At 63.7% G+C, this 21,033-nt stretch carries 22 protein-coding genes and 1 pseudogene; 14 read left to right on the top strand and 9 right to left on the bottom strand.

Features of this window, described 5'->3' with window-relative positions:
• Positions 1-11 precede the first annotated feature (11 nt).
• Genes G7009_RS25710 through G7009_RS25695 form a run of 4 tightly spaced genes read left to right on the top strand, consistent with a single transcriptional unit; the run spans position 12 to position 3,853 of the window.
• Positions 12-1,076, top strand: a complete 1,065-nt coding sequence (locus G7009_RS25710; RefSeq protein ID WP_181133048.1) for an acyl-CoA dehydrogenase family protein — start codon at positions 12-14, stop codon at positions 1,074-1,076.
• A complete protein-coding gene (locus tag G7009_RS25705; RefSeq protein ID WP_181133046.1) occupies positions 1,073-1,906 on the top strand; it encodes an ABC transporter ATP-binding protein in 834 nt (277 codons plus the stop codon). The genes G7009_RS25710 and G7009_RS25705 overlap by 4 nt, the downstream gene beginning before the upstream one ends.
• Positions 1,893-3,098, top strand: coding sequence for an ABC transporter substrate-binding protein (locus G7009_RS25700; protein ID WP_181133044.1), 1,206 nt, complete (start codon positions 1,893-1,895; stop codon positions 3,096-3,098). The genes G7009_RS25705 and G7009_RS25700 overlap by 14 nt, the downstream gene beginning before the upstream one ends.
• A complete protein-coding gene (locus tag G7009_RS25695; RefSeq protein WP_181133042.1) occupies positions 3,098-3,853 on the top strand; it encodes an ABC transporter permease in 756 nt (251 codons plus the stop codon). The genes G7009_RS25700 and G7009_RS25695 overlap by 1 nt, the downstream gene beginning before the upstream one ends.
• Before the next feature lie 44 nt (positions 3,854-3,897).
• Here the strand turns inward: G7009_RS25695 and G7009_RS25690 are convergent, their stop codons facing one another.
• Entirely contained in the window at positions 3,898-4,584 is a 687-nt protein-coding gene (locus tag G7009_RS25690; protein ID WP_181133040.1) for a GNAT family N-acetyltransferase, read from the bottom strand.
• A 60-nt stretch (positions 4,585-4,644) separates the two neighbouring features.
• Positions 4,645-5,604, bottom strand: coding sequence for an N-acetyl-gamma-glutamyl-phosphate reductase (gene argC, locus G7009_RS25685; protein ID WP_181133038.1), 960 nt, complete (start codon positions 5,602-5,604; stop codon positions 4,645-4,647).
• Between the two features lie 105 nt (positions 5,605-5,709).
• On the opposite strand from argC, the gene G7009_RS25680 reads away from it, so the two are divergent.
• From G7009_RS25680 to G7009_RS25670, 3 genes are all read left to right on the top strand, one after another.
• Complete coding sequence (locus tag G7009_RS25680; RefSeq protein WP_181133036.1) at positions 5,710-6,591, top strand: LysR family transcriptional regulator; 882 nt, start codon at positions 5,710-5,712, stop codon at positions 6,589-6,591.
• A gap of 97 nt (positions 6,592-6,688) precedes the next feature.
• Entirely contained in the window at positions 6,689-7,624 is a 936-nt protein-coding gene (locus tag G7009_RS25675) for a 5'-nucleotidase (RefSeq protein ID WP_181133034.1), read from the top strand.
• Between the two features lie 104 nt (positions 7,625-7,728).
• Positions 7,729-8,427 carry an MOSC domain-containing protein gene (locus G7009_RS25670; RefSeq protein WP_181133032.1) on the top strand — a complete coding sequence of 233 codons (699 nt, stop codon included), beginning with the start codon at positions 7,729-7,731 and terminating at the stop codon, positions 8,425-8,427.
• 440 nt (positions 8,428-8,867) lie between these two features.
• Here the strand turns inward: G7009_RS25670 and G7009_RS25665 are convergent, their stop codons facing one another.
• The 3 genes from G7009_RS25665 to G7009_RS25655 all read right to left on the bottom strand — a co-directional run bounded on the left by G7009_RS25665 (position 8,868) and on the right by G7009_RS25655 (position 12,125).
• A complete protein-coding gene (locus G7009_RS25665) occupies positions 8,868-9,515 on the bottom strand; it encodes a TIGR04211 family SH3 domain-containing protein (RefSeq protein WP_181133030.1) in 648 nt (215 codons plus the stop codon).
• Positions 9,516-9,687: 172 nt separating this feature from the next.
• Complete coding sequence (gene ppnN / locus G7009_RS25660) at positions 9,688-11,061, bottom strand: nucleotide 5'-monophosphate nucleosidase PpnN (RefSeq protein WP_181133028.1); 1,374 nt, start codon at positions 11,059-11,061, stop codon at positions 9,688-9,690.
• Positions 11,062-11,651: 590 nt separating this feature from the next.
• Positions 11,652-12,125, bottom strand: coding sequence for a hypothetical protein (locus G7009_RS25655; RefSeq protein ID WP_181133027.1), 474 nt, complete (start codon positions 12,123-12,125; stop codon positions 11,652-11,654).
• Between the two features lie 199 nt (positions 12,126-12,324).
• On the opposite strand from G7009_RS25655, the gene G7009_RS25650 reads away from it, so the two are divergent.
• The 3 genes from G7009_RS25650 to G7009_RS25640 all read left to right on the top strand — a co-directional run bounded on the left by G7009_RS25650 (position 12,325) and on the right by G7009_RS25640 (position 14,883).
• Positions 12,325-13,545 carry a putative DNA modification/repair radical SAM protein gene (locus G7009_RS25650; protein WP_181133025.1) on the top strand — a complete coding sequence of 407 codons (1,221 nt, stop codon included), beginning with the start codon at positions 12,325-12,327 and terminating at the stop codon, positions 13,543-13,545.
• Positions 13,536-14,390 (top strand): TIGR03915 family putative DNA repair protein, encoded by an 855-nt coding sequence (locus tag G7009_RS25645; RefSeq protein ID WP_181133023.1) that lies wholly within the window; start codon positions 13,536-13,538, stop codon positions 14,388-14,390. Before G7009_RS25650 ends, G7009_RS25645 begins: the two co-directional genes overlap by 10 nt.
• A gap of 244 nt (positions 14,391-14,634) precedes the next feature.
• A complete protein-coding gene (locus G7009_RS25640; RefSeq protein WP_181133022.1) occupies positions 14,635-14,883 on the top strand; it encodes a hypothetical protein in 249 nt (82 codons plus the stop codon).
• 117 nt (positions 14,884-15,000) lie between these two features.
• Here the strand turns inward: G7009_RS25640 and G7009_RS27930 are convergent.
• From G7009_RS27930 to G7009_RS25630, 3 genes and pseudogenes are all read right to left on the bottom strand, one after another.
• Positions 15,001-15,126: pseudogene (locus G7009_RS27930) on the bottom strand (helix-turn-helix transcriptional regulator); the annotation flags it as partial.
• Positions 15,127-15,224: 98 nt separating this feature from the next.
• Entirely contained in the window at positions 15,225-15,521 is a 297-nt protein-coding gene (locus G7009_RS25635) for a DUF2388 domain-containing protein (protein ID WP_181133020.1), read from the bottom strand.
• Positions 15,522-15,595: 74 nt separating this feature from the next.
• Positions 15,596-15,886: a hypothetical protein gene (locus tag G7009_RS25630; protein ID WP_181133018.1), complete on the bottom strand. Its 291-nt coding sequence runs from the start codon at positions 15,884-15,886 to the stop codon at positions 15,596-15,598.
• Positions 15,887-15,896: 10 nt separating this feature from the next.
• Between G7009_RS25630 and G7009_RS25625 the strand changes: the two genes are divergently transcribed.
• Positions 15,897-16,118, top strand: coding sequence for a hypothetical protein (locus G7009_RS25625; RefSeq protein ID WP_181133016.1), 222 nt, complete (start codon positions 15,897-15,899; stop codon positions 16,116-16,118).
• A gap of 42 nt (positions 16,119-16,160) precedes the next feature.
• Here G7009_RS25625 and galE read toward each other — a convergent pair whose 3' ends face one another.
• On the bottom strand, positions 16,161-17,207 hold the full coding sequence (galE, locus tag G7009_RS25620) for a UDP-glucose 4-epimerase GalE (RefSeq protein WP_181133107.1): 1,047 nt from the start codon (positions 17,205-17,207) through the stop codon (positions 16,161-16,163).
• 328 nt (positions 17,208-17,535) lie between these two features.
• On the opposite strand from galE, the gene G7009_RS25615 reads away from it, so the two are divergent.
• The 3 genes from G7009_RS25615 to G7009_RS25605 form a co-directional block, all read left to right on the top strand.
• Complete coding sequence (locus tag G7009_RS25615) at positions 17,536-18,705, top strand: glycosyltransferase family 1 protein (protein WP_181133015.1); 1,170 nt, start codon at positions 17,536-17,538, stop codon at positions 18,703-18,705.
• On the top strand, positions 18,693-19,886 hold the full coding sequence (gene glf / locus G7009_RS25610) for a UDP-galactopyranose mutase (protein WP_181133013.1): 1,194 nt from the start codon (positions 18,693-18,695) through the stop codon (positions 19,884-19,886). The genes G7009_RS25615 and glf overlap by 13 nt, the downstream gene beginning before the upstream one ends.
• Before the next feature lie 35 nt (positions 19,887-19,921).
• Positions 19,922-21,033: beta-glucosidase (locus G7009_RS25605; RefSeq protein ID WP_181133011.1), on the top strand; the 1,112-nt coding region annotated here is incomplete at its 3' end.

The raw sequence follows: 21,033 nt of genomic DNA, 5'->3' as shown, positions 1-21,033 counted from the left end.
GGAGTAGGAACATGCTTGATTCTGCATTTCGACAATGGCTGGATGCCAATGCCGAGGCAATCGACCAAGGCCAGTGCGACCCGCACCTTGTCCTGGCGCAAATCGCCCGATCACGCCTGCTGCGCATCGGCATCGACTACGAGTTGGGCGGCTCGGGAGGCCAGGTCGGCGACGCGGTCGAGGCCATTGCCGCCATTGCCAGCCACTCGGTGGCAGCCGCCTTTGTCTGCTGGGGCCAGCGCGCATTCATCGAGTACCTGCTGCAAAGTCCCAATCAGGCACTGCGTGAGCGGCTCCTGCCCGACCTGCTGTGCGGGGAGCTGGCGGGTGCTACCGGGCTGTCCAATGCCATGAAGTACCTCTCCGGCATCGAGGCCCTGCAGATACGGGGCCGACCGGAAGACACCGGCTGGACTCTCGAAGGCCGCCTGCATTGGGTAACCAACCTGCGCAAGAGCGGTTTCGTGGTTGCGGCGGCTATCGAGCACGAAGAGGGTGGCTCACCGTTCATCATGGCGATTCCGTCCACCAGCCCTGGGCTGGAGCGTTCCGAGGACCTGCAATTGATGGGTCTGCAATCGAGCAACACCGCCGCCCTGGCCTTCGATCAGGTAGCGCTGGGCAGGGAATGGCTGCTGCACGAAAACGCTCGTGAGTTCCTTCCCTCGGTGCGTCCGGCCTTCCTGGGCTTGCAATGCGGCCTGGCCATCGGTCTGGCCCGCCGCGCCCTGGATGAAGTGCAGTGGCACCTGCAAGGCCAGGCCTCGTTCCTTGAGGAAGCGCGTCAAGTGCTTGGTGAGCGCCTGGAGAATACCGTTCGCGAACTCAAGCATGGCTTGATGGATGGCCGTTTCATCAAGCAGCCGGCGGCATTGTTCAAGCTGCGCATCACCTTGGCCGAAAGTGCCGCCGACGCGGTGCAGATGGAGTTGCAGGCCAGCGGCGGCAAGGCCTACCTCACCGCCTATGGCGAAGGCTTCGCTCGCCGCTGGCGCGAATCGGCGTTCGTGCCGATCGTCACGCCGAGCCTGGTCCAGCTGCGTGCCGAACTGCACCGCCAGGCAGCTGCTGCATGAGCGCCGAGGTACTCGAGGCCCGGCAGATCAGTCTGGGCTACGCGCGCCAGGGGGGCTGGCAGCAGGTGCTGGAGCACTTCGACCTGAAGCTTGCCGCCGGAGAAGTCGTCAGCATCCTTGGCCCCAGTGGTGTCGGCAAGTCCAGCTTGCTGCGCGTGCTGGCCGGGCTGCAAACGGCACGAGCCGGCAGCGTGATGCTGCACGGGGAGGCGCTGAACGGTCCGCACCCACGCCTGGCGGTCGCCTTCCAGGACCCGAGCCTGCTGCCTTGGCTCAGCCTGGAGAAGAACGTTGCGTTCGGCCTCGATTTCGCGCGCCAGCCCAGGCTGCCCGCCGCCGAGCGCAAGGCACGGGTCGATCACGCCATCGATGCCGTCGGCCTGGCCGATGCGCGCCAGCGCTACCCCGCGCAACTTTCCGGTGGCATGGCGCAGCGCACCGCGCTTGCCCGCTGCCTGGCGCGCCAGCCCGAGGTGTTGCTGCTCGACGAGCCTTTCGGAGCATTGGACGAGGTGACTCGTGCGGACATGCAGCAGTTGCTGCTGCAGCTGATCGAGACCCACGGTACCGCGGCGGTGCTGATCACCCACGATATCGACGAAGCGCTGCTGCTGTCGGACCGGGTGCTGTTACTGGGTGGCCATCCGGCGCACACCCTCGGGCAATGGCATATCGACCTGCCACAGCCTCGTGCCCAGCGGATCGAGGAGCTCGGGGCGCTGCGCGTCGAAATCCTGAAAACCCTGCGGCGGGCGAGCCGTCCCGCCGACCCTGGCTCTACGCCTACTTCCTTGTCGTTGTCATCGGAGACTGTCCATGTGCATGGATGACTGCTGTTCTTCTTCATCGCGTCGCGATTTCCTCAAGCTCGGCGCCATGCTCACCGCCGCGGGTGCCGTGCCGCTGTTGAGCAGCCTGCAGGCTCGCGCCGCCGCCGAGCCGGACGCGCCGGTACGCATCGGCTACCTGCCGATCACCGATGCCGCGCCCTTGCTGGTGGCGCATAACAATGGCCTGTTCGAGGCCGAGGGCATCAAGGCCGAGCGGCCAGTCATGCTGCGCAGTTGGGCGCAAGTGGTGGAGGCGTTCATTTCCGGACAGGTCAACGTCATTCACCTGCTCTCGCCAATGACGGTCTGGGCTCGCTACGGCAGCAAGGTCCCGGCCAAGGTAGTGGCCTGGAACCATGTCGGCGGCTCCGGCCTGACCGTGGCGTCGGACATCACGGATATCACGCAACTGGGCGGCAAGACCGTTGCCATTCCGTTCTGGTATTCGATCCACAACGTGGTCGTGCAGCAGATGTTCCGCGACAAGGGCCTGCAGCCGGTGTCCAGGCCGGCCAACGCGGCCGTGGCGGCCAACGAGGTCAACCTGCTGGTGCTGCCTCCTTCGGATATGCCACCGGCCCTGGCCAGCAAGCGCATCGCCGGCTACATCGTCGCCGAACCCTTCAATGCACTGGCCGAAGACCTCAAGGTCGGGCGCGTGCAGCGCTTCACCGGTGACGTCTGGCGCAACCATGCGTGCTGCGTGGTGTTCATGCACGAGCACGATCTCGACAATCGTCCCGAATGGTCGCAGAAGGTCGTCAACGCCATCGTCAAGGCCCAGCTATGGACCCGCGACCACCGCGCGGAAGCCGCGGCGCTGTTGTCCAAGGCGGGTCCGAACCGGTACACCCCGCATACTCCCCAGGTCTTGAGCAAGGTCCTGGCGCCGGCGCCGGGGGACCGCGATGCCTACGTGCAGAGCGGCGCCATCCGCCATCGGCAATGGGACGAGCAGCGCATCGACTTCCAGCCGTACCCGTTCCCCAGCTATACCGAGGAGCTGGTGCGCCGCTTGAAGGACACCCTGATCGAAGGCGACAAGAGCTTTCTCGCCGCGCTCGATCCGGCCCACGTCGCGCGTGACCTGGTCGACGATCGTTTCGTGCGCAACAGCATCGAGGCGGCGGGAGGGCTGTCGGCGTTCGGCCTGGCGGACAGCTATGAGCGTCGTGAGGAGTTCGCGGTCTGATGCGTCGGCATATCGTTCATGGGGGGCTGGGCCTGATCGGTCTGCTCGGGTTGCTGCTGCTGTGGTGGCTGGGCGTGCGCCTGTTCGGCGAGGCCGGAGGTCTCGCAGAGCGCTTCTCGCCCGAGGCGACCCTGGCCAGCCTGGTCGAGCTGCTCGGGCAGGGCGAGGTCTACGGGCATGCCTGGGTCAGCCTCAAGCGCATCCTGGTCGGTTTGCTGCTGGCACTGCTGATCGGCGTACCCCTGGGCCTGCTGGTGGGTAGCTATCGCCGCCTGGAGGCCGCCACCACGCCGGCTTTCCAGTTCCTGCGGATGATCTCGCCGTTGTCGTGGATGCCGGTGGTGGTGATGCTGATGGGCGTTGGCGATCAGCCCATCTACTTCCTCCTGGCCTTCGCGGCGCTCTGGCCGATCCTGCTCAATACGGCGGCGGGTGTGCGTCAGCTCGACCCGCGCTGGCTGCAACTGTCGCGCAGCCTCAGTGCCACCCGCTGGGAGACGCTGCGCAAGATCATTTTGCCCGGGGTGATCGGCCATGTGCTGACAGGCGTGCGCCTGGCCATCGGCATCCTCTGGATCGTCCTGGTGCCATGCGAAATGCTCGGGGTCAGCGAAGGCCTCGGCTACTTCATCCTCGACACCCGCGACCGTCTGGCCTATTCGGAACTGATGGCCATGGTCCTGCTGATCGGTGTGCTCGGGTTCATGCTCGATGCCGTGGCGCGGGGCATTCATCGCCGCTGGGTGCATGCCTGACAGCGCTGCCGGATACCGGTCACCCGACCGGCATCCGCGCCTGGTCAATGGACCGTTCGACGCTGGCGCACGAAATCCTCGGCTTGCCAGGCCAGTTGGTCCAGCCGTCGATCCCGCTGTTTCTCCGCTTCGATCATGGCCTCTTCGCCGTGCTGCTTGAGCAGATAGGCATGGATTTGCCGCACTTCGACCGTCTGGTAGATCGACGCAATGTCGAGACGTCCTATCAGCGCGCCGCTCGGCTGGCCCGTGCTGCTCAGCAATACTTGTGGTCCCTTGGCGGCTACCACCTGCAGGCCCATCGCCTCGAACCACGGTACCTGGCTGACGAAGCTGTCGAGTTCGACGCGCGGGTGCCGGGCCCGCACGTCGGCGAGCATGGCGCGAGCGATACCTTGGCGGCGATACTGCGGCGCGACCGCGAGGAAGGCCAGGGCACAGGTCTGATCATCGTCCTGGGCGGGCAGTGACAGCGCGAAACCCTGGAGCTGATCCGGCGCATCGGCGTCCAGTGCCAGCAGCAGTTCCACCGCCAGCCCTTGCATGCCGTTCAGGGCTTGCAGGTAGCGATGCACTTCAAGACCCACGCCGTACTGATAGAGCGGATACAAGGGATTGTCCGAGGTGATGGCGACGCTGCTCAGCTCGCTGACATGGTCGATCACCAACTGACGGATCTGGTTCTGGAAGGATTCAGGCGGCACGCTGTCGAGGCGGCTGAGGATGAACATCGGTGGACGGACTCCGGCTGGTTGATGCAGCCCGCGCCGGAACGACGCGGGCCGTACAGTCTACCCGTTTTTCTCCGCGAGGCTGCCCGCCCGCAAGGCGCCCAGCATCAGCTCGAGGTTCTGCACCGCGGCACCGGAAGCGCCCTTGCCGAGATTATCGAACACCGCGGTCAACAGCACTTGTCCATGCTCTGCATTGGCATACAGCGCCAGGCGCAGGTCGTTGCTGTCGTTCAATGCCTCGGGGTTCAGGGGAGCGGCTGGCCCGTGCGTGTGCAGGGGCGCGACCTGAACATGTCGGGCGCCTTGATAATGCTGTTCCAGACAGGCTTGCAGATGCTCGGCGGTGACCCCTGTCGGCAGCAGGCGCAGGTGCAGCGCGATGCTCAGAACGATGCCCTGGCGGTAGTCGCCATACCCCGGCACAAAGACCGGGCGCTGGCCCAGACCGGCATGCCGCTCGATCTCGGGGACATGCTTGTGGGCCAGCTCCAGGCCGTACAGCTGCAGCGCGGCCAGATTGCTCGCGGCGGCCCGTTCATGATGCTCGACCGCCGTCCGCCCTCCGCCGGAGTAGCCCGAGATCGCGTGGATCGCCAGGGGATAGTCATCGGGCAGCAACCCGGCCTTGATGAGTGGGCGCAGCAGGGCAATGGCGCCGGTCGGGTAGCAGCCGGGATTGGTGACCCGCCGGGCCTGGGCGATGCGCGTGGATTGTCGCTCGTCCAGCTCGGGCAGGCCGTATACCCAACCTGGGGCGGTGCGATGGGCGGAGCTGGCGTCGATGACACGCACCGCTGGGTTGCGTATCGAGGCCACGGCCTCGCGCGCGGCGGCATCGGGCAGGCAGAGCAGGGCAATGTCGGCGCTGTTGATGGCCTCGGCGCGGTGCCGCGGATCCTTGCGCTGCGCTTCGCCCAGGGTCAGCAGACGCAGGTCCTGGCGTCCTTGCAGGCGGGCATGGATCTGCAGGCCGGTGGTGCCTTGGTCACCGTCGATGAATACAAGCGGCTGATACATGGTCGGGGTCCGAGCAGAAAGGAGAAGGGGCTATCCTCCCTTGCCACTGGACGAAAGGAAATTTGAATATCATGATGGCGACGTTCATGAATTCTGAATCAGACCATGCGTGAAATCAGTCTCGACCGCCTTCGTACCCTGGTAGTGATCGCCGACCTGGGCTCCTTTGCCGAGGCCGCCCGCCAGCTCAGCCTCGCACCGCCAACCGTCAGCCTGCATGTGGCCGATCTGGAAGCCCGGATCGGCGCGCCTCTGCTCTCGCGGACTCGCGGGCAGGTACGGCCCACCGCCGTGGGCGAAACGCTCCTGGCGCGCGCCCGACGCCTGCTGGCGGAGGCCGACCAGGCCCTGGATGAAGTCCGTCGACAGGTCAAGGGACAGACGGGGCGCGTGCGCCTGGGCGCCTCGACCGGGGCCATCGCGCACCTGCTGCCGCAAGCCCTGGAGACCCTGCGGGTCGAGCATCCGGGTATCGATGTACAGGTCCAGGTGCTCACTTCGCAGTCTTCCCTGGCCCGCTTGCGCGAGGGCAGCCTGGATATCGGCCTGGTGGCGTTGCCGCAAGTCGCGGGCAAGGGCATCAGGGTCACGCCTTGGCGTCGAGACCCGATCATGGCCTACGTGCCGATCGACTGGCAGGCACCGGAGCGTGTCACGCCGGCCTGGCTGGCACAACGCGCGCTGATCCTCAATGACAGCAACACCCAGTTGTCACGCGTCACCTCGGAATGGTTCGCCTTGGCCGGGCATTACCCGCAAGCGCGCATCGAGCTCAACTACAATGACGCGATCAAGAGCCTGGTGGCGGCGGGCTACGGCGCGACGCTACTGCCCCAGGAGGGCGGCGCCGCCGAGCTGGACCCCCGTATCGCCCGCCGTCCCCTGCGCCCGGCGCTGTGGCGGGCGCTCGGCATCGCCTGTCGCGAAGGACCCATGGAAAGGGCTACCGCGCATGTGCTGGAAGCGGTGACTCGGGTAGGTCGATAGGCGACGCCTGGCAGTCGTGGGGCCGTGTCGCACAGCCCTGCTGTACGTCCTCGAGCAATCCATCGATACTTCATGGCCCACATGCAAAGGAACCCCCATGCCCTACGAACTGGACAACCGCCTGGTCATCGGCGTGGCCTCTAGCGCGGTCTTCGATCTGAACGAGTCGGATGCCGTGTTTCGCCGCGAGGGCGAGGCGCAGTACCGCAAATACCAGGAGCAGCACCTGGATGTGCCTTTGGGCAAAGGCATGGCGTTTCCGTTCATCAAGCGACTGCTGGCCCTCAATGACCTGCGCGCCGATCCCGAGGATCCGCTGGTGGAGGTCGTGTTGTTGTCGCAGAACGATCCGGACACCGGCCTGCGCGTGATGAAGACCATCAAGCACTATGGCCTGGGCATGACACGAGCGATCTTCATGCAAGGCCGATCGCCCTACGAATACATTCCGGCGCTGAACATCGCGCTGTTTCTTTCCGCCGACAAGAAGCACGTGGACGCCGCGATCCAGGCCGGCCATCCGGCGGGCCAGGTGCTCGATTCGCAATTCGACGACGACGAGAGCGACGACAGCCTGCGGATCGCCTTCGACTTCGACGGGGTGCTGGCCGGTGACGAGTCCGAAGCGGTGATGCAAAGTGGCGGGCTGGATGAATTCCATGCCCATGAGGTGCTCAATGTCGCCCAACCCCACAATCCCGGGCCGCTCAAAGCGTTCTTCGTGCGTATCGCCAAGATCCAGGCGGCGGAGGAGGAGCACAAGATCACCCACCCCGATTACGAGAACCGTGTACGCGTTTCCATCGTCACCGCGCGCAGCGCTCCTTCGCATGAACGTGCCCTCAATACCTTGAAAAGCTGGGGCGTGATGGCCAACGACGCGTTTTTCCTCGGCGGTATCGAAAAACGACGGGTGCTGCAGGTGCTCAAGCCGCATATCTTCTTCGACGACCAGTCCGCGCACCTGGCGGCATCCAGTACCGTGGTGCCGTCGGTGCACATCCCTTTCGGTGTCACCAACCAGCGGCGCTAGCGCCAGGTCAACAGCCGTGCAGCCGTGCAGCCGTGCAGCCGTGCAGCCGTGCAGCCGTGGCCAGTCCTGCGCCCTTCATTTTCATTCAGTTGCGAGGCCACTGCATGATCCAGCCCAGTCCCTTCCTCGATTGTCTGCTCACCGGCCGAGCCCGGCCCTACACCCGCGCGGGGACGCGCAGCGCCATCGACAAGCGCTCGCAAACGGGGCCGCGCAAGGTCACGCTGCTCGGCATCGAAGGCGACGAACAGGGCGATCTTCGGGTGCACGGTGGCGTTGAAAAGGCCATTCACCATTATCCGCATGAGCACTACGGCGCCTGGGCCGACGAGCTGGGCGAGCATGGCTTGCTCGCGCGGCCGGGCGCGTTCGGCGAGAACTTCAGCACCCGGGGTTGGAGCGAGGCGGATGTCTGCCTTGGCGATCGCATTCGTATCGGCACGGCACTACTGGAAGTTTCCCAGGGACGACTGCCGTGCTGGAAGCTCGATGACCGCTTCGGTGTCGAGCGGATGGCATTGCGCATGCAGCAGAACGGACGTACCGGGTGGTACTACCGGGTGCTGGAAGAGGGGCAGGTGCAGGTCGGCGATCGCTTGCGGCTGGTCGAGCGCCCACACCCCGATTGGTCGATCGCGCGTCTGTCGGCGGTGCTTTTCGACAAGCGTCTTGAGGCTGCGCTGCTGGAGGAGTGCCTGGCGTTGCCGCTGGTGCCCTCCTGGCGCAAGACGTTGCAGCGCCGCTTGGAGCAGCGTCAGGTAGAGGATTGGACGTCACGCTTGCACGGACGCCAGGATGGCTGACGAACCACTGACCTGATGCAGGCCTGACAAGGGAAACTGGCCAGTTTCGTCGCTGACATCCTGCGGTGCTGCGGCTGGCCCTGTCGCGGGACAAGCCCGCTCGCCACTGGAAAGGTGCAACGCCGCAAAAGAGTCTCCACCGCACCACGCATCGGTGGCGAGCGGGCTTGTCCCGCGACAGGGCCAGCCGCAGCGCCGCAAACCTCAAAAACTGAAAGATGATCTGCGGCATGCGAAAATCGAATGCCGCGCCTGATGCCACCGATGCTTGGCGCGGTATAGACTATTTTGCGGAGTTGCCTTCCCAGTGGCGAGCGGGCTTGTCCCGCGACAGGGCCAGCCGCAGCGCCGCAAACCTCAAAAACTGAAAGACGATCTGCGGCATGCGAAAATCGAATGCCGCGCCTGACTGACCGCCACCGACCCAACGCCCCCAGCTATCAGAACCAGCGATCGTTACGTTTGCGCCCGCGGGTCAGCGCCGGCAGGATCAGACCCACCAGCAGCCCAGCACCGGCAATCCCGCCTCCATAGACCATATAGCGCATCAGCACCTGCTTGTTTTCATCGCCAAGACGCGCCTGGGTATCGCGCAGCGCCGATTGCGCTTCGCCCAATTGATCGTTGAGCGCCTTGTTGCGAGCTTCCAGTTCGTCGACCATCGCCTTGCGTGAATCGAGGGTTTCCTGCATGCCCTGCACGCGGGTCTTCCAACTGTCGTCGATGGTCTTGAGCTGGTCGCTCAGTTGCGCCACCTCGGCATCGAGCTGCGGCAGGCGCTCCGCCTGTCCAGGGACTTGCTGCAGATCACTGGTGGGGATCCAGACCACATCACCGTTTTCACCGCGTACCTGGCTGTAATTGCCTTGGGTACCGATCAGCGCCAGCTTCTGCCCGGACTTCAACGTACCGACGATCCGGTGCCCATCGGTCGGGCCGCTGCGCACATAGGTCGTCAGGCTGTCGCTGACCCAGCGCGTGTCGCTGGGCGCTTCTTCGGCGTGCAAGGGCGCGGCAAGTACAAGCAGCGCGCCGATCAGGCCACCGCGCAGGACAGTCAGGGCGGGGCTAGGGCAGAAATGAGGCATGGTGATCTTCGCATGAACAGGACAAATGAAGGCCCGGTGAATGGGCCGATGGACCGGCCGGGTGATTTGACCGTCAGCGAAAGACCGTTTTTATCGAGGCTGGTTCACTCATCCGGGTAGGAAAATCCTTCAGGATGTTGCGGGCACAGGCGTGCCCGCATCCAGCATGACCTCAGGTCACGACCTGGTAGCACGGCACATATTCCGCGCCGCCCGGAAGTTTCATCCGATGCTGCTCGACGAACGCCTGCAGCAACCGTCCAAGTGGATCGAGCACCGCGCTGTCACCTCGGATCTGGTAGGGACCATGCTCTTCGATCAGGCGTATGCCCTTGTCCTTGACGTTGCCGGCGACGATACCGGAGAACGCTCGGCGCAGATTCGCCGCCAGCTCGTGGGACGGCAGCTCACGGTGCAGGGCCAGGTCGGCCATGTTCTGATGGGTAGGATCGAAGGGGCGCTGGAAGCTTTCCTCGATCTTCAGCAACCAATTGAAATGGAAGGCATCGTTGCGCTCGCGGCGGAACTGCTTGACCGCCTTGAGCCCATCGACCATCTGCCGCGCCACCTGCGCCGGGTCGTCGATGATGATCTCGTAGTGACGATGGGCCTGCTCGCCCAGGGTCGCGCCGACGAAAGCATGCAATTGCTGCAGGTAGGGTTCGGCGCTGCGCGGGCCGGTGAGGATCACCGGGAATGGCAGGTCCTGGTTGTCCGGGTGCATGAGAATGCCGAGCAGATAGAGGAACTCCTCGGCGGTCCCGGCGCCACCGGGGAAGATGATGATGCCATGGCCGACGCGCACGAAGGCTTCCAGACGCTTTTCGATGTCCGGCAGGATCACCAGCTCGTTGACGATCGGGTTGGGTGCCTCGGCGGCGATGATCCCCGGCTCGGTCAGCCCCAGGTAGCGGCTGCCGTGCATGCGCTGCTTGGCATGGGCGATGGTCGCGCCCTTCATCGGGCCCTTCATCACGCCCGGGCCGCAACCGGTGCAGATGTCGAGTTTGCGCAGTCCCAGTTCATGACCGACCTTCTTGGTGTACTGGTACTCCTCGCTGCTGATCGAGTGACCGCCCCAGCAGACCACCAGCTTGGGCTCGACGCCGGGACGCAAGGTGCGGGCGTTGCGCAGCAGATGGAAGACGTAGTCGGTGATGCCCTGGGAGCTTTCCAGGTCGATGCGCTGGCTGGCCAGCTCGCTTTCGGTGTAGACGATGTCGCGCAGGGCGCTGAAGAGCATTTCGCGCGTGCTGGCGATCATCTCGCCATCGACGAACGCAGCGCCTGGCGCATTCAGCAGTTCCAGGCGCACGCCGCGGTCCTGCTGGTGGATACGAACCTCGAAATCCTTGTAGGCCTCGAGGATGGTCTTGGCATTGTCGACATGCGCGCCGGTATTGAGGATCGCCAGGGCGCACTGGCGGAACAGGGTATACAGGGTGCCGGTACCGACTTCACTCAGTTGCTGGACTTCACGTTGCGACAGCGTCTCCAGGCTGCCTTTCGGGCTGACGGATGCGTTGATGACATTGCGTTGAGGCATGCTGGGTTTTCCTGTGCGGGTAAAACATCCTTGCGATACGTCACCATACCGACAAATACGAGCGGCAACGAGAGGGGAGGAGGAAATCTGCGGCCACGCCGGAGTTCCAGAGAGGAGAAGCGCGGCATGGCACAAGGCTGACACGTGAGCGGAGCAGGGCAGAGTGCTGGAAGCCTCGAGAGCGGCGCGCAGATTCAAAGCGATGGGCCTGGCCAGTCCCCATCGGCGAAGAAACAGCATTCGATCTTCAGATGTCGGAACCCCTCTTTCGGGCTCCAGGATCTTTTGTGAAGCTGCCGGCCCTGTCGCGGGACAAGCCCGCTCACCACCTGGGGTAGGTGCTGGCTATATCGCGAACCGGTGGCGAGCGGGCTTGTCCCGCGACAAGGCCGGCAGCTTCACCACACAGCAATGATTGAAAAGATACATTTCAACACCCGAGGACCGCCCGTCTTTCTTTACCGACCGGCACCGGGCTCTACCCAGGCTCATGAGGATCCGAGCCTACCCTAGCCCGCGGCATCAAAAGCATCGGCCTCAAGAAGAGGCCGATGATCAACTGCGAACAGACGCGCTTGAAACGGGATGCATCAGCTGCCGCCACCGCCACCGCCCCCTGCGCCACCACCGCTGCCGCCGGAGCCACTGCCGCCGGAGCCACCCATGCCACCCGAGTTGCCAGTGCCCGCGCCGCCGGAGCCACCCATGCCACCCGAGTTGCCGGTACCCGCGCCGCCGGAGTCTATGCCAGTACCGGTGCCATCGGTACCACCGGTACCCGAGGGGTTACCCGGAGCAGGGCTTCCCGGCCCAGTGCCGGTACCGGTGTCCATGCTGGGGGCATTGCTATCGTTGCCGCCATTGGGTGAGCTGGTGTTGCTGCCGCCGGCTCCATCCATGCCACCCGTCGTGGACCCATTGGATGGGCTGTTGGCATTGCCGTGGGTACCTTGAGAGCCATTGCTGGTCGCGGCGCCGCTCATGTCGGTGGCTGCGAACGTGACCGGTGCCGCGAGACCCAGGCACAGGGCCAGGGTGAGATGCTTCAGACGAATCCGATTCATGGTATTTCTCCCAGTGTTGTGGTCGTCATGCATTCGGCTACACACGCAGGCCACGGTGCCCGGCAACTGACGGACGGTTGCCTTGGGCAGTCAATGCCATGCTGCCTCGGTCGACTGGAGCGTTCGACCCGACGATGAACACTTGCATAGGGATTAATCTCTCAATACTGTATGAATATTCAGTGTAGAGAGGTAGTCCATGCAGCTGATCGCCAAGCTCGGCATTCTCGCCGACGCCGCCAAATACGACGCTTCGTGCGCCAGCAGCGGGGCGCCCAAGCGCAGCTCGCGTGGCCGTGATGGGCTCGGCGCGACCGATGGCATGGGCATCTGCCACAGCTATACCCCTGACGGGCGTTGCGTGTCGTTGCTCAAGGTATTGCTAACCAACTTCTGTCTCTACGATTGCCAGTACTGCGTCAATCGACGCTCGAGCAACGTGCCGAGGGCGCGCTTCACGCCTGAGGAAGTGGTGCGCCTGACGCTCGATTTCTACCGGCGCAACTGCATCAGCGGCTTGTTCCTGAGCTCCGGCATCATCCGCTCGGCGGACTACACCATGGAGCAACTGGTGGAAGTGGCTCGACTGCTGCGTGAAGAGTACAACTTCCGCGGCTATATCCACCTCAAGACCATTCCCGACGCCGATCCCTTGTTGATCGAACAGGCTGGACGTCTGGCGGACCGGCTCAGTGTGAACATCGAATTGCCCACTGAAGCGAGCCTTCAACGGCTGGCGCCCGAGAAACAGGTGCGCACCATCCGCCAGGCCATGGGTACCATTCATCGAGGGCAGCAAGCGGTCGCCAACGAACCACGGGCACCGCGCTTCACCCCAGCAGGGCAGAGTACCCAGATGATCGTCGGTGCCGATGCCACGGACGATCGCACCATCCTCGGCAATGCCGAATCGCTGTACCAGGGGTTCGGTCTCAAGCGGGTCTATTACTCTGCATTCAGCCCCATCCCGGACAGCCCCAACAGCGTGCCGCTGGCTGCGCCGCCGTTATTGCGCGAGCACCGGCTCTACCAGGCTGACTTTCTCATGCGTGGTTATGGGTACAAAGCGGACGAGCTGCTGACCGAATCGAGCAACCTGGCGCTCGATATCGACCCCAAGCTGGCTTGGGCCCTGGCCAACCGAGACGTTTTCCCGCTGGACCTGAACCGCGCGGAGCCGACGTTGCTGGCACGCATTCCCGGTATCGGCCTGCGTAGCGTGCAGCGTCTGGTGGCGTTGCGTCGCGAGCGGCGGATTCGCTACGACGACCTGGTGCAATTGCGCTGCGTGCTGGACAAGGCACGGCCATTCATTGTCACCAGCGATTACCGTCCGCCTCAGACCGATGTGCGTAGCGGCCTTCTGCGAGCGCGTCTGCGCGACTCCCAGGCGCCGGTGCAGATGGGTTTGTGGGGATGATCGCGCTTGATTGCGCCGATGAGTTCGGCACATGGCGAGGACAGGCCCGGGTCTTGCTCGGCCATGGCATCGACCCGGCCCAGGTAACCTGGGTGCAAGGGCCGATGGATGATCTGTTGGCCGTGCCAGCCTCGCTGCCCGAGGGCCCCGGGCCTTTCCAGGCGCGGATTCCGGCGGTGCTGCTGAGCCAGCTCGAGCAGGCCGCCCGGTATTGCGGCGAACAACGTTGGAGCCTGCTCTACGAAGTGCTGTGGCGCGTCGCCCATGGAGACCGTACCGCCATGTTGGCGGGTGACCGTCTGGGCAGCGAGTTGCAGCGGCGGATCAAGCAGGTCGGTCGGGAGGCGCATCACTTGCACGCTTTCCTGCGCTTCGTACCCTTGCCGGAGGTTCTGGCGAAACGGTTGCAACTTGATCTGGTGGCTTACCACGAGCCGGCGCATGACATTCTGGAGAGTGCCAGCGGGCATTTCGCCGAACGGTTGGGTCGGCAACGCTGGCTGATCGCGACGCCGCGCGATGGTATCCGCTTCGATGGCAAGGTGCTGGATTATCGGCGCGAGTGTCCCGAGCAGTGGCGGGAATGGGCGCGGCATGGGGAGGATCCCGGGGCAGAACTGTGGCGGACCTATTACCGGCACATCTTCAATCCGGCGCGAGTGAATCCGGATGTGATGCGTCAGCACATGCCTGGGCGGTTCTGGCGGCATTTGCCGGAAGGGGATCTGATCCCTCGGTTGGTTGGGCAGGCGCGGCAGGGCAAGCAGAGGGATGGACAGGCGCTTGAAGTGGCGGAGAAGGGTGGCAAGCGGATTTCTGTTGGAGTGGATGCTTCAAGATCCTGAACAGTAAGACTTGATAGCAGTTGCAGTTGCAGTTGCAGTTGCAGTTGCAGTTGCAGTTGCAGTTGCAGTTGCAGTTGCAGGTGCAGGTGCAGTTGTTCCGCAGGGATCGCGCAAGCAGGATAAAAGTGCACCGAACAACCTTCAACGACGCCCACCTGTCCGGATACCTACCCCTCGGCAGATCCATCTGAACCTCCCCCCACACCTTCGCTCAACACAAAAAGACCGTGGGAAATCGATCAAGATGAATGCCTACAAGAACCTGCTGACACCCGACCAACAACGTCGTCTACGAGCCTTGGATGCCTGGCATCAGATCTTGGACGACGCCCAACTGCGTATGGACTGCCCTGATACCTATCACGAAGAACTCCTGCGCCAAGCCGACGAAATGGACCGACTGGGCATCGTGACATGGACAGAATGGCGGGACCTGCGCCGCGAGGCCGATCAAGCTTATCTGCGAGCAGTCGCTGGAGAGGATTACCACTGAGCCGAATCATGTCTGTGACAAGTCAGCACTCACACCTGCATGCTCCCGTCCAGCCCGCAGCGGCAATCAGAACGCTCCTGACCCCTACACCGGATCCCCGCATCAACCCCTCGCCATCTACCCGACCAGCCCGTGCCGCCCGCTGACGCCCAGCTTCGCGCTTGCGCGCTTCAGGCAAGTCACTACGGAGCTGATCTTGACGTTCAACCGCAACGCCATTTCGGCAAGCGTCCCGCCTGCCACGCCCAACGAGAAGCCCCGGGATGACTAGGGTCATTCCGGGGCTTGCGGGGAACGCTATGTGGCGGGTGGCGGTGCCTGTCCGAGCGGCCGGCGGTCGATCAATCCTGAGCCAGCAGGGCCTGGGCCAGTTCTTCATCGCTGGCCTGCAAGCCAGGGTGATTTTGTCGAGCCTGCTGCAGTACCGCTTCCAGGTAGGCCCCGCGAATGGCGCCGCCACTGGCGATGAAGCTGGACAGGTCGTCGCGGGCGGGCAGGACCATCTTGTCGTCCTTGAAGGTCGAGTACAACGACGCCGAGACCCCTGCCGATGTGGCGACATCCCTTGTGCCTACCGCCATGGCGGAGCCCAAGGGCAGGCAAGCGATCACTGCAGGGATGAGCAAATACTTACGCATGATGTGTTCTCCAGAAGCGTTGAGCCAGGGTGTTTTCCTTGCTGTTAAGAGGCTGGGGACGGTCCGGAGTTCCCTCACCCAGCGTCGGCCACCTGGTCGCAGGCATATTGATCGACGGAAATCGCGTGCCGACCGCGATAGACGCACAAGACCACCGTTTCCCGGGTCTTGCGGCCCAAGACTTCGATGAAGGCCTGGGCAATGGCGACGATGTCGGTAGGTGCCGACGCGGCCAGGCGCATCGGCGCCGGGCCGAGCCGCATACCGTTCTGAGCGCTGATGACGAACTGCTGCGCCTCTAGGGATCCGACGATTCGGTGCGTGATAGTGCGCGCAAGGCCCGCCGCCTTGGCGATCTGCCCCATGGTCAATCACATGACGATCGAGCGCAGCACCGAACACCCGCGAGGACGGACATCGGCGTATCTGTCGATGGCCATTTTCCTGGGTCAGTTCCTGTCCTCGCTGCTGGAACTAACACCCGGCAACGGCAGGGCCCCATTGATGGCCGCCGCGCTCGTTTCGCTCACGATAGCCGTATTGCTCCAATGCTGGCACCTGCGTACACGGGCACGGCTGCGCGACGCCAGCCTCTAACCGAAGGTGAAGGATCGAACGGGCCGGCGGCCCGTCCAAGAATCAACGCCCGGTATTGGGCAGTTGGAACAGCCCTTGCGCCTCGACTTGGGCGGCCAGGTAGCACTGCCAGCGCCAGGCATCCTCGAGCATGCATTCCAGGTCCCGTCGGGCTGTCCACCCCAGTTGTTGGGCCGCCTTGCTCGGGTCGGCCCAGCAGCGTGCCACATCGCCCGCGCGCCGCGATTCGAAGGAGAGGGGGACGGTAACGCCGGTCACCCGTTCGAATGCGCTGACCACCTCCAGCACCGAATGCCCTCGCCCCGTGCCGAGATTCCAGACATGCACGCCCGGCGCCTGTCGCAGGTAGTCGAGCGCCCGCAGGTGACCCTCGGCCAAATCGAGGACGTGAACGTAATCGCGGATACCGGTACCGTCCGCGGTCGGGTAGTCCGTGCCGAACACACGCAGCACCGCGCGCTCGCGGTTGGCGACCTGTAGCAGATAGGGCAACAGATTGTTGGGAGTCTGCGATGGCATTTCGCCGAGCTGGCCCGAACGATGCGCGCCAATCGGATTGAAGTACCGCAGCAGGCCGACAGACCAGCGCGGATCCGACGCCGCCATGCTTCTCATGACGTGTTCGGCCATCAGCTTCGACTGCCCATACGGATTGGTCGGCTGGCCAGTCGGGCAGGTTTCGGCGATCGGCATCTGCGTGCAGTCGCCATAGACCGTGGCCGACGAACTGAAGACCAGCCGCATGACGCCCGCATCGGCCATGGCCTGGCACAGGGTCACGCTGCCGCCGACGTTGGTGGCGTAGTAGCGCAGCGGCTCACGGACGCTTTCTCCCACGGCCTTGAGCCCCGCGCAATGAACCACGGCGTCGATGGGGTAGTCGCGGAACACCGTGTCGAGTACACGGCGGTTGCGGATATCGGCATAGATGAAGCCAGGCATACGCCCGGTCACCTGGGCGATGCGCTCCAATGCGCCGCGTGAGCTGTTGCACAAGTTGTCGAGGATCAGCACCTCATCGCCCTGGGCCATCAGTTCGACGGCCACATGGCTGCCGATATATCCCGCACCACCTGTTACCAAAATCATCATCTGAATCCTCCTGGCAAGCCATGACCCGCGTCTTGGGCAAGACGACAGGTGTTGCAGGGGCGGTCTCGCAGCGGCGAGGTGGGCTGGAGACGAGGACCTGTCCTGTTGAGGGTGTCGGACTTGTCAAGGAGTTCAGGTTGTTTTACCCAGCGGGCCATGCCCTTCATCGGATGCTGGCAATCTGCGCTGAACGCCGCGTCGACGCGGCCTCTCCAAGTTTCACAAGGAGGAGCAACGAGCTGTATCCAGGCCTTGTTCGGCACTGGCCTATACTCCGCCAGCGATAGCCGGGGCGTGCGCATCGAATATATTCAAGGAGCTTTGCATGAATCAGATCGAGCAGCCTGTACAGCTTTCACCCACCGAATCGCTTCAACCCCAGACACGCATCGCAGGGCAACGCCCGACCCTGCTCTGTCTTTCGCACTTGCGATGGGGTTTCGTGTACCAGCGTCCACAGCATGTGATGTCCCGCCTGGCGCGTGATTACGATGTGCTGTTTTTCGAAGAGCCTGTGTTCGAGCAGGTACCATCGGCACATTTGCGCTCACACGCCGTTGCGCAAGGTGTCACCGTGCTGGTTCCGGTACTGCCGGAAGGTTCCGGGGAAAAGGCCAGCGAGATCCAGCGCGCGCTGCTCGACGAGCATCTGCGCGGTAGGGGCGAGCAGGCGTTGTTGCTCTGGTACTACACACCCATGAGCCTGTCCTTCTCCGATCATCTCGAGGGGCAAGTGGTGATCTACGACTGCATGGACGAGCTGTCGGCATTTCTTCATGCGCCGGCCGCCCTGGTAGACATGGAAAAGCGCCTGCTGAAAAAGGCCAACGTGGTCTTCACTGGCGGTCGTACCCTGGGAGAGGCCAAGCGCAAGCACCATGAGAATGTGCACGCCATGCCCAGCAGCGTGGACATCGACCATTTCGCGGCAGCGCGCGACTCCTTGCCCGAGCCGCCGGATCAGGCATCGATCGCGCGGCCCCGGCTGGGCTTCTTCGGCGTCATCGACGAGCGCTTCGATGTCGAGCTGGTCAGGGACGTGGCGACACAGCGTCCGGATTGGCAGATCGTGCTGGTCGGGCCGGTGGTGAAGATCGATCCCGCCACCTTGCCGCGCCTGCCCAACATTCATTACCTGGGTTCCAAGCGTTACGAGGAACTGCCTGCCTACCTGGCCGGCTGGGACGTGGCCTTGATGCCGTTCGCCTTGAACGAGTCCACTCGCTTCATCAGCCCGACCAAGACGCCCGAGTACCTGGCGGGCGGATGTCCGGTGGTATCCACCCGTATCAGCGATGTCGTCAACGACTATGGCCGCAGCGGGGTGGTCAGCATCGCCGACGACACGGCGGGTTTCATAGCGGCGATCGAAGCGTTCCTGGCCCTGCGCGCGCAGCCCGGGATTGTCTGTGAGCGCGCCGACAAGGCGCTGCAAGGCATGTCCTGGAACAAGACCTGCCACTTGATGAAGGAGCAGATCGAATGCCAGAGATAACACTTGAGCAAGCAGTGAAAGGACCCTCCGAGCGAGCCGCAGGCCAGCCCTACGATTACCTGATCGTCGGTGCCGGATTCGCGGGCAGCGTACTGGCCGAGCGTTTGGCCGCCGGGTTGAACAAGCGGGTATTGGTCATCGACCGGCGCGAGCATATCGGCGGCAACGCCTATGACCATCTCGATGCCGCCGGCGTGCTGGTGCACCGCTATGGGCCGCACATCTTCCACACCAATGCGCAGCGCATCGTCGACTACCTGTCGCGCTTCACTGAATGGCGCCCGTATGAGCACCGGGTTCTGGCCCAGGTGGACGGTCATCAGGTGCCTATCCCGATCAACCTGACGACGCTCAACATTCTCTACAACCAGTCCATGGACGAGGCCCAGGCGCAAGCGTTTCTCGAGCAGCGTGCCGAGCCCGTGGCCTCGATACGCACCTCCGAAGACGTCGTGGTGAACCAGATCGGCCGTGAGCTCTACGAGAAGTTCTTTCGGGGCTACACCCGCAAGCAGTGGGGGCTGGACCCGTCGGAGCTGGATAAGTCGGTGACCTCGCGCGTACCGACGCGTACCACCACCGATGATCGGTACTTCACCGATACCTTCCAGATGATGCCTCTGGAGGGCTATACCCGACTGTTCGAGCGCATGCTGGACCATCCCAACATCGACGTGCTGCTGGGGACCGACTTCAAGCAGGTGCGTGAGCGTGTTCCTCACCGGGAACTGGTGTACTGCGGCCCGATCGACGAGTATTTCGACCATTGCTACGGCAAGTTGCCTTACCGGTCGTTGCGTTTCCAGCACGAGACGCTGGAGCAGCCGCAGTTCCAGCCGGTCGCGGTGGTCAACTATCCGCATCCCGACGTGCCTTACACACGGATCACGGAATACAAGCATCTGACGGGGCAGGTTCACGATTCGACCAGCATCAGCTATGAATTCCCCTGCGCGGAAGGCGATCCCTATTATCCGGTGCCACGCCTGGAGAACGCCGAGCTGTACAAGCGTTACAAGGCACTGGCCGACCAGACTCCTGATGTGACCTTCCTGGGCCGGCTCGGTACCTACAAGTACTACAACATGGATCAGGTGGTCGGCCAGGCGCTCGCGCTCTATCAACGCATCGCCGAACCCGCTGGGGTCGAGCTGGAATCCGATGCGGCGGCTTCAGGTTGAGTGGAGCTGTCGGTCCTGACGGGAGCGCGCGAGGCATGAGCCAGGAACAGCTCTTCGACAGCTTCCTCATGGCCGGTTACGAGTGCTCGACCCAGCGACGCAGCGACGGACGCCGACTCGACTTGCTCGAGTCGACGGGCCATGCGCGCTGGGCCGAGCAGGACTATCGGCAGCTTGCCTCGCTCGGCATCCGCTGCGCTCGTGACGGTTTGCGCTGGCACCTGATCGATCACCGGTCGCAGGGATATGACTGGAGCAGCTTCCTGCCCATGTTCCGGGCCGCCCGGGACGCCGGGGTCCAGGTCATCTGGGATCTTTGCCATTATGGCTACCCCGATGACCTGGATATCTGGCGGCCGGTGTTCGTCGAACGGTTCGCGCGTTTTGCCGGCGCGGTTGCGCGGTTGATGCGCGAGGAGGGTACCGAGGCGGGTTACTTTTCGCCGGTCAACGAGATGTCGTTCTGGAGCTGGGCGGGGGGCGAGGTGGCGTATTTCAATCCCGGCGCGCGACACCGTGGCGAAGAGCTCAAGCAACAATTGGTACGGGCGACGATAGCTGCGATCGAGGCCGTGCGCGAGGTCATGCCACAAGCGCGATTCGTCCAGTGCGAGCCGCTGATCAACGTGCTGCCAGGATCACGGCGTGTCGAAGACATCGAGGCCGCCGAGGGCTATCGGTTGGCGCAGTTCGAAGCCTGGGACCTGCTCGCCGGTCGACGTTGGCCGGGGTTGGGTGGGCGAGAGGAGTATCTGGATATCATTGGCGCCAACTTCTACCCACAGAACCAGTGGTACCACCATGGAGGCAAGATCGACCCCGAGCATCGGGATTTCAGGCCGTTGGCGGGAATGCTGAGCGAGTTGTATCAACGCTATCGACGGCCGATCCTGATCGCGGAGACCGGTGCCGAAGATACCCTGCGCGTGCCCTGGTTGCGTTACATCTGCGCACAGGTGCGGCAGGCTCGGGCCAGGGGCGTGCCTGTCGAAGGGGCGTGCTGGTATCCGTTTCTGGATTATCCGGGGTGGGATGATGAACGCTATTGTCCGTCAGGGGTGTTCGGGTATGCGGATCACCAAGGGACGCGAGCGCCTTTTCATCCGTTGCACAGCGAAATGGGGGCGGTGGCGGGGCTGTTTGGGGG

Source organism: Pseudomonas capeferrum, from assembly GCF_013523055.1.
Taxonomy (GTDB): Bacteria; Pseudomonadota; Gammaproteobacteria; order Pseudomonadales; family Pseudomonadaceae; genus Aquipseudomonas; species Aquipseudomonas capeferrum_A.
This window is presented reverse-complemented; position numbering and strand designations above follow the sequence as displayed.

Excerpts from the sequence above, each read along its gene's own strand:
- G7009_RS25625 (WP_181133016.1), top strand. The coding sequence starts at position 15,897 with ATGACGATCGAGCGCAGCACCGAACACCCGCGAGGACGGACATCGGCG.
- G7009_RS25700 (WP_181133044.1), top strand. The coding sequence starts at position 1,893 with ATGTGCATGGATGACTGCTGTTCTTCTTCATCGCGTCGCGATTTCCTC.
- G7009_RS25650 (WP_181133025.1), top strand. The coding sequence starts at position 12,325 with ATGCAGCTGATCGCCAAGCTCGGCATTCTCGCCGACGCCGCCAAATAC.
- G7009_RS25675 (WP_181133034.1), top strand. The coding sequence starts at position 6,689 with ATGCCCTACGAACTGGACAACCGCCTGGTCATCGGCGTGGCCTCTAGC.
- G7009_RS25655 (WP_181133027.1), bottom strand. The coding sequence starts at position 12,125 with ATGAATCGGATTCGTCTGAAGCATCTCACCCTGGCCCTGTGCCTGGGT.
- ppnN (WP_181133028.1), bottom strand. The coding sequence starts at position 11,061 with ATGCCTCAACGCAATGTCATCAACGCATCCGTCAGCCCGAAAGGCAGC.
- G7009_RS25695 (WP_181133042.1), top strand. The coding sequence starts at position 3,098 with ATGCGTCGGCATATCGTTCATGGGGGGCTGGGCCTGATCGGTCTGCTC.
- G7009_RS25680 (WP_181133036.1), top strand. The coding sequence starts at position 5,710 with ATGCGTGAAATCAGTCTCGACCGCCTTCGTACCCTGGTAGTGATCGCC.
- argC (WP_181133038.1), bottom strand. The coding sequence starts at position 5,604 with ATGTATCAGCCGCTTGTATTCATCGACGGTGACCAAGGCACCACCGGC.
- G7009_RS25635 (WP_181133020.1), bottom strand. The coding sequence starts at position 15,521 with ATGCGTAAGTATTTGCTCATCCCTGCAGTGATCGCTTGCCTGCCCTTG.
- glf (WP_181133013.1), top strand. The coding sequence starts at position 18,693 with ATGCCAGAGATAACACTTGAGCAAGCAGTGAAAGGACCCTCCGAGCGA.
- G7009_RS25640 (WP_181133022.1), top strand. The coding sequence starts at position 14,635 with ATGAATGCCTACAAGAACCTGCTGACACCCGACCAACAACGTCGTCTA.
- G7009_RS25615 (WP_181133015.1), top strand. The coding sequence starts at position 17,536 with ATGAATCAGATCGAGCAGCCTGTACAGCTTTCACCCACCGAATCGCTT.
- G7009_RS25690 (WP_181133040.1), bottom strand. The coding sequence starts at position 4,584 with ATGTTCATCCTCAGCCGCCTCGACAGCGTGCCGCCTGAATCCTTCCAG.
- G7009_RS25630 (WP_181133018.1), bottom strand. The coding sequence starts at position 15,886 with ATGGGGCAGATCGCCAAGGCGGCGGGCCTTGCGCGCACTATCACGCAC.
- G7009_RS25665 (WP_181133030.1), bottom strand. The coding sequence starts at position 9,515 with ATGCCTCATTTCTGCCCTAGCCCCGCCCTGACTGTCCTGCGCGGTGGC.
- G7009_RS25670 (WP_181133032.1), top strand. The coding sequence starts at position 7,729 with ATGATCCAGCCCAGTCCCTTCCTCGATTGTCTGCTCACCGGCCGAGCC.
- galE (WP_181133107.1), bottom strand. The coding sequence starts at position 17,207 with ATGATTTTGGTAACAGGTGGTGCGGGATATATCGGCAGCCATGTGGCC.
- G7009_RS25705 (WP_181133046.1), top strand. The coding sequence starts at position 1,073 with ATGAGCGCCGAGGTACTCGAGGCCCGGCAGATCAGTCTGGGCTACGCG.
- G7009_RS25710 (WP_181133048.1), top strand. The coding sequence starts at position 12 with ATGCTTGATTCTGCATTTCGACAATGGCTGGATGCCAATGCCGAGGCA.